The sequence below is a fragment of the Mesorhizobium sp. M7A.F.Ca.US.006.04.2.1 genome, assembly GCF_004022915.1.
GTDB classification, from domain to species: Bacteria; Pseudomonadota; Alphaproteobacteria; order Rhizobiales; family Rhizobiaceae; genus Mesorhizobium; species Mesorhizobium ciceri.
In genome coordinates, this window is record NZ_RZQA01000358.1 from 1 (window position 1) to 6,037 (window position 6,037).

Here is a 6,037-nt window from a genome sequence, read left to right on the forward strand (position 1 = left end):
ACAGGCCGAGCGCGCCGGGAAACATCTCGGGGTAAAGCGTCAGCACCGAAGCGGAAAAACTCACCGGTTGCCCCCGGCATCGCTCGGTCCGCGCGGCCTGCCCTTCGGATCGAAGTCTTCCTCACGCGGACCACCGCCATCCTCGTCATCGACCAGCCCGGCTGCCGCCGGATCGACACGAACAAAACCCTCGGCGATCGACACTTGCGGTACGGCAGCCTGTGTGAACGGGATCAGCACGCCCTTGCGCCCGCCCAGCGTCACGTCGAGAATGTCGCCGCCGCCGAAATTGTGCACCGCGACCACCTTGCCAAGCACGGCACCCGTGTCGTCGCGGACTTCGAGGCCAACGAGGTCGGCATGGTAGAATTCGTCTTCCTCGCCATCGTCCGGCAGCATCGAACGGTCGACGAACAGCTCCGTGCCGGCCAGCGCCTCGGCCGCATTGCGGTCGGCAATGCCCTTGAAACGGACCACGACGACGGTGTTGGCGGGCCTGATGTCGACGATCTGGAAGGCGCGCCCGTCCCTGGCGTAGAGCGGCCCGTAATCGGCCAGCGCCAGCGGCTCGCCGGTGAAGGTCTTCACCCGCAATTCGCCCTTGATGCCATGGGCGGCGCCGATCACGGCCATCTGGACAGGATTCTGGAGCTTGCTCATGGCGAAATATCCTTTGGCCTGCTCTAGCCCCACGCGGCTGTCATTTCAATGACGGGCTATTCACCGCTTCCTAACCCGAATATCCGAAAATGCCGCCATGCAGGAATTCCTCATCCCGGCCAAACCCGATCTCCAGGCGGCGCGCGAAAGCTGGCTGAAGATGCTGGCGCGAGAACGTCGGCTGTCGCCCGAGACGGTGGAAGCCTATGAGCGCGACACGCGTCAGTTCCTGCATTTCCTCACCGGCCATTGCGGCGGCTCGCCCGGCATTTCGGACATCGCCGATCTGCGCCCGGCGGATTTGCGCGGCTTCCTTGCGGCGCGGCGCAATGCCGGTGCCGGCGCCCGCACGCTGGGCCGGGGTCTCGCCGGCATCCGCTCGCTGCTGCGTTTCCTCGAGCGGCGCGGCCTCGCCAATGCGGCCGGTGCGGCGGCACTGCGCGCGCCGCGCCAGCCCAAATCGCTGCCCAAGCCGCTGACGGCGAGCGATGCCAAGCATATCGTTTCCATCGAAGGCCAACTGGCGGAGGAACCCTGGATCGCAGCCCGCAACGCCGCCGTGCTGACGCTGCTCTACGGCTCTGGCCTGCGCATTTCCGAGGCGCTCGGCCTGACCGGCGCCGATCTGGCGTCGGCGGCCGACACGGTGCTGCGCGTTGCCGGCAAGGGCGGCAAGACGCGCCTGGTGCCGGTGCTGCCGGTGGCGCTCAGGGCAATCGCCGAATATCGCCGGCTCTGCCCCTACCATCTCGACCCCAAGGGCCTGCTGTTCCGCGGCGCCCGCGGCGGCCCGCTCAACCCAGCCATCGTCCAGCGCGACATGGCCAAGCTGCGCTCGGCGCTCAACCTGCCCGATACCGCGACGCCGCATGCGCTGCGCCATTCCTTCGCCACGCATCTGCTCGGCCGCGGCGGTGATTTGCGCACCATCCAGGAACTGCTCGGCCACGCCAGCCTGTCGACGACGCAAATCTACACCGGCGTCGACACCGCGAGGCTGCTCGAGATTTATGAGCAGGCGCATCCCAGGGCGTGAACGCCGGTAACGTTCACCATTTGGCCGAAAGCCTCCCCAACGTCGTCGTCCCTGGGCGAAGCAGGAGCGAAGCTCCGTCGCGGAGACCCTGGGATGACGAAGAAATGGGCGTTTCCGCTAATCGTTGAAGCATGAGCCCCATCGACGTCAGTTGAGGGCGATAGCCAGTCCAAGACAATTTCTCAGCACAGGTTAACCGTTTTGCCGCTTTTCAGTCCTAGAAGAGGCTCATGAAACGCGTCATAGCCATCGCCGACCGTGCTGCTTCCGTGTCGCTGAAGCTGCTCGTCGCGCTCAATGTTCTGTTCTTCCTGTCGTTCCTCGCCGTGCTGCTGTTCGCGGCCGGCAAGGCGCATGCCGAAGTCCCGACCTGCACCGGTGCCGACATGCTGTCGGCCCTGCAGAAGAACGATCCGGCGACCTACCGCAAGATCGAAGCGGAAGCCGCCGCGACGCCGAACGGCAAGGGCCTGTTGTGGAAGCTGGAAAAGCCCGGCGAGAAGCCGTCCTTCCTGTTCGGCACCATGCATATGACCGACCCGCGCGTCACCACGCTGCCTCCCGAAGCGCAGAAAGCCTATGACGCCGCCGGCACCATCGTCATCGAAACCACCGACGTGCTCGACAAGCAGAAGATGATGGTAGCGATGCTCAAGGAGCCGGACCTGATGATGTTCACGGATTCGACGACGCTGGCGTCGCTACTGTCGCCCGACGATGCGGCGGCCATGAACACCGCGCTCGACGCACGCGGCATTCCGCCGGCAACGGTTGCCAAGATGAAGCCGTGGATGCTCTCGGCCATGATGGCACTGCCGGCCTGCGAGCTGGCCCGTCAGTCAGGCGGCGCCCCGGTGCTCGATGTCAGGCTGGCGGAAGGCGCGAAGGCTTCCGGCAAGCCGGTGGAAGGATTGGAGACGGCTGAAGGCCAACTGCGCGCCATGGCCTCGCTGCCGCTGGCGTTTCACATGAAGGGCCTCGTCGACACGCTGAAGCTCGGCGACAAGGTCAACGACATCAACGAAACCATGATCGTGCTCTACCAGCGTGGCGACACCGGCATGTTCTGGCCGCTGTTTCGTGCGGCCATGCCGGACCAACAGGACGACCCCGCGGGCTATGCGGCGTTCGAGGAAACCATGATCACCAGCCGCAACAAGGTGATGGTCGAGCATGCCGAACCGATCCTTGCCAAAGGCAATGTCTTCATGGCGGTCGGCGCCCTCCACCTCCCCGGCCCCGAAGGCCTGGTCGAGGGTTTCCGCAAGGCCGGTTACACCGTCACGCCTGTCGGACTTTAGTGACTTCAGCTTACTTCGCCAGGATCTGGGCCAGCATCGCCGGAACGACCATCCGGTGAAACGGCATGATGATCGCGAGATAGGCGCGCCCGAGCCAATTGTGCGTCTTGACGATCGTCGTCGCGGCCACCTCTTGCCGGCCGCTGCCAAGATCCCTGACTTCGACCAGGACACGGAAATCGAGATGCCGGTCGTCGAGGCCAAGCACAACCTTGCCGGGAAACTGGCTGATGAGCGGAAATATCCCGATCCGGCCCGACGGCAACACCGCAGTTTCCAGGCCCGTCTTCAGCCGGAACGGCCTGACGGCAAGATTGCGCAGCGCCATGAGCCTGCCGACCCAGGGCGGCGTTCGCCCCAGAGCGCGTTCGGCCGCGCCGAGTGCGGTTAAGGAAAGGCCTTCAGTGACCAGCACATAGCGGTCTGCGAACTGGGCTCTGGCAAGAGCATCGCAGTGATTCGGGACAAGCTGAGCTGACGAATTCGTCACGGCAAAACCCTCTGATTCGACCTTAACAGACGCAAACTTGGCGCGCTGCGTGGCGAAACGACGCCACTCCGGCTGCGGAAGGGCAGGATTGTCCTTGTTTTTGGCGTTTTCCAACCCTAGCGTGAAACCAGTTCAATGATTGCGCGTTGTATGGTGTTGATTGATATTTTTCATCCACGGAGGACACTTTTATGGCGAACACACCGAATCCAAACGACCCGTTCAATTCGTCCACCAACGCACCAAGGCCAAGTGGCGGCGGCGGTGGTAGCGGTTGGCTGATTGCCCTGGTCGTCGTTATTCTGGCGGTTGTCGCGTATTATGTTTTCGGAAGAAGTGGTGAGCACCCGGCACCCGCCGAGCCGCCGGCGGCCAGCACACCGGCCCCAGCGCCTGCACCGGCGGAACCGATGAAGCCGGCTGAACCTGCGCCCGCGCCTGCTCCGGCACCTGCAGAACCGGCGCCTGCCCCGGCACCCGCGCCCGCACCGGCTCCTGCGCCGGCACCAGCCCCTGCGCCGGCACCTGCACCGGCCCAGTGATTGGCTCGATATCAGTTACGAACGGCCCGCTGAAAAGCGGGCCGTTTTGTTTTGTAGGGGCCGCCAGAAAGGCCTTTCCAGAAACTCGCTCCGGTGAGTCAGCTGGTGTGGTTTTCGAGAACCGGAGCGCAGCGGACATTTGGGTCCGTGAGCAGCGCATGACCCCGAAGATCAGTCCGATTTTCGGAGAGGATCATGCGCCAATCAAAAAGGGTCACAGCATCCTTTAAGCGTCCAGGAGGACGTGCGGCGCTGTGAAAGCGGAGAAAACCTCGCCAGATGGCCGCCGGAGTAGAGTTTATGAAAGGGCTTTAGATGTGGATCGGCTTGAAGAACGTCGCCAGCGCCGCCTCCTTGATCGCCTCCGACATCGTCGGATGCGCATGGCAGGTGCGGGCGAGATCCTCCGACGAACCGCCGAACTCCATCAGCACCGCCGCCTCGTGGATCATCTCGCCGGCGCCGAAGCCGACGATATGCACGCCGAGCACGCGGTCGCTTTGCCTGTCGGCGAGGATCTTCACAAAACCGTCCGTGTGCAGCATGGCGCGCGCCCGGCCATTGGCGCTGAACGGGAACTTTCCGATCTTGTAGTCGATGCCGGCCTTCTTCAATTCTTCCTCGGTCTTGCCAACCGAGGCGATTTCCGGGCTGGTGTAGACGACGCTCGGAATGACGTCATAGTTCACGTGGCCGGCCTGGCCGGCAATGGTTTCCGCTACCGCCACGCCCTCGTCCTCGGCCTTGTGCGCCAGCATCGGCCCGGCGATGACATCGCCGATGGCATAGATGCCCGGGATATTGGTCTTGAGATGGCCATCGGTCTTGACCCGGCCGCGCTCGTCGACCTCGACGCCGGCTTCCCCGAGCCCGAGGCTGTCGGCATAGGCGCGGCGGCCGGTGGCGATCAGCACGGCATCGGCCTCGATGGTCTCGGCGGCGCCGCCCTTGACCGGCTCGAAGGTGACGGTCGCACCCTTCTTGGCCTTGGCCACGCCGGTGACCTTGGCGCCGAGCTTGAACTCGAAGCCCTGTTTGCCCAGCAACCGCTGGAATTGCTTGGAGACCTCGCCGTCCATGCCGCCCAGGATGGTGTCGAGGAATTCGACCACGGTGACCTTGGCGCCGAGCCGCGCCCACACCGAGCCGAGCTCGAGCCCGATGACACCGCCGCCGACCACCACCAGATGGCCGGGAACCTTATCCAGCGACAGCGCGCCGGTCGACGACACGATCACCTTCTCGTCGATGTCGACCTTGACGCCGGGAATGCCGGCGACATCCGAGCCGGTGGCGATGACGATGTTCTTGGTCTCGATCTCCTCGACCTTGCCGTCCTCGGAGGTGACCGACACCTTGCCGGCGGCGAGCACCTTGCCGGTGCCGCGGAAACTGTCGATCTTGTTCTTCTTGAACAGGAAGGCGACGCCGTTGACGTTCGACGACACCGTCGCATCCTTGTGCGCCATCATCTTCTTCAGGTTCAATTTCGGCGCCGATATCTCGACGCCGAGCGTGTCGAAGGAGTGGCCGGCCTCGGCGAACATCTCGGAGGCATGGAGCAGCGCCTTGGACGGGATGCAGCCGATGTTCAGGCAGGTGCCGCCGAAGGTCGCGTTCTTCTCGACCACCGCAACCCTGAGCCCGAGTTGCGCCGCCTTGATGGCGCAGACATAGCCGCCGGGTCCCGATCCGATGATAACGACGTCATAAGCCATGATACTGTCCTTCTGTTTTGAGCATGATGCCGAAAAGTGTGACGCGGTTTTCGGATAACATCATGCTCGATCTGCTTGAGAGCGCTCAGCGGCCGCCGCTTACATTCAGGATCGCGCCCGTCGTATAGGACGCGGCGTCGGAGAGAAGATAGAGAACCGCGCCCGCGACTTCATCCACTGTACCGGCTCTTTTCATCGGCAGCAGATCGCGGAACCGCTCCACCCGGTCCGGCTGCCCGCCGGAGGCGTGGATGTCCGTGTCGATGATGCCCGGCCGCACCGCATTGACG

5 protein-coding genes and 1 pseudogene are annotated in these 6,037 nt (G+C 64.0%); 2 read left to right on the forward strand and 4 right to left on the reverse strand.

The window, feature by feature from the left end; all coding sequences use genetic code 11:
• Positions 1–60: 60 nt before the first annotated feature.
• Complete coding sequence (rimM, locus tag EN925_RS19315; RefSeq protein ID WP_013528858.1) at positions 61–660, reverse strand: ribosome maturation factor RimM; 600 nt, start codon at positions 658–660, stop codon at positions 61–63.
• 97 nt (positions 661–757) lie between these two features.
• Here rimM and EN925_RS19320 point away from each other — a divergent pair, with 97 nt between their 5' ends.
• Together EN925_RS19320 and EN925_RS19325 are read left to right on the forward strand one after the other, a co-directional pair.
• The gene (locus tag EN925_RS19320) at positions 758–1,696 is read left to right on the forward strand and encodes a tyrosine recombinase XerC (protein ID WP_024504979.1); all 939 of its coding nucleotides are present in this window, start codon (positions 758–760) and stop codon (positions 1,694–1,696) included.
• A 230-nt stretch (positions 1,697–1,926) separates the two neighbouring features.
• Positions 1,927–2,997 (forward strand): TraB/GumN family protein, encoded by a 1,071-nt coding sequence (locus tag EN925_RS19325; protein WP_127369657.1) that lies wholly within the window; start codon positions 1,927–1,929, stop codon positions 2,995–2,997.
• Between the two features lie 10 nt (positions 2,998–3,007).
• Here the strand turns inward: EN925_RS19325 and EN925_RS19330 are convergent, their stop codons facing one another.
• The 3 genes and pseudogenes from EN925_RS19330 to EN925_RS19345 all read right to left on the reverse strand — a co-directional run.
• Positions 3,008–3,487, reverse strand: coding sequence for a DUF2867 domain-containing protein (locus EN925_RS19330; protein ID WP_164753487.1), 480 nt, complete (start codon positions 3,485–3,487; stop codon positions 3,008–3,010).
• Between the two features lie 853 nt (positions 3,488–4,340).
• A pseudogene (lpdA, locus tag EN925_RS19340) lies at positions 4,341–5,756 on the reverse strand (dihydrolipoyl dehydrogenase); the annotation flags it as partial.
• Positions 5,757–5,832: 76 nt separating this feature from the next.
• Positions 5,833–6,037, reverse strand: a 205-nt coding sequence (locus EN925_RS19345) for an SDR family oxidoreductase (protein WP_128336816.1), incomplete at its 5' end; no start/stop codon positions are given.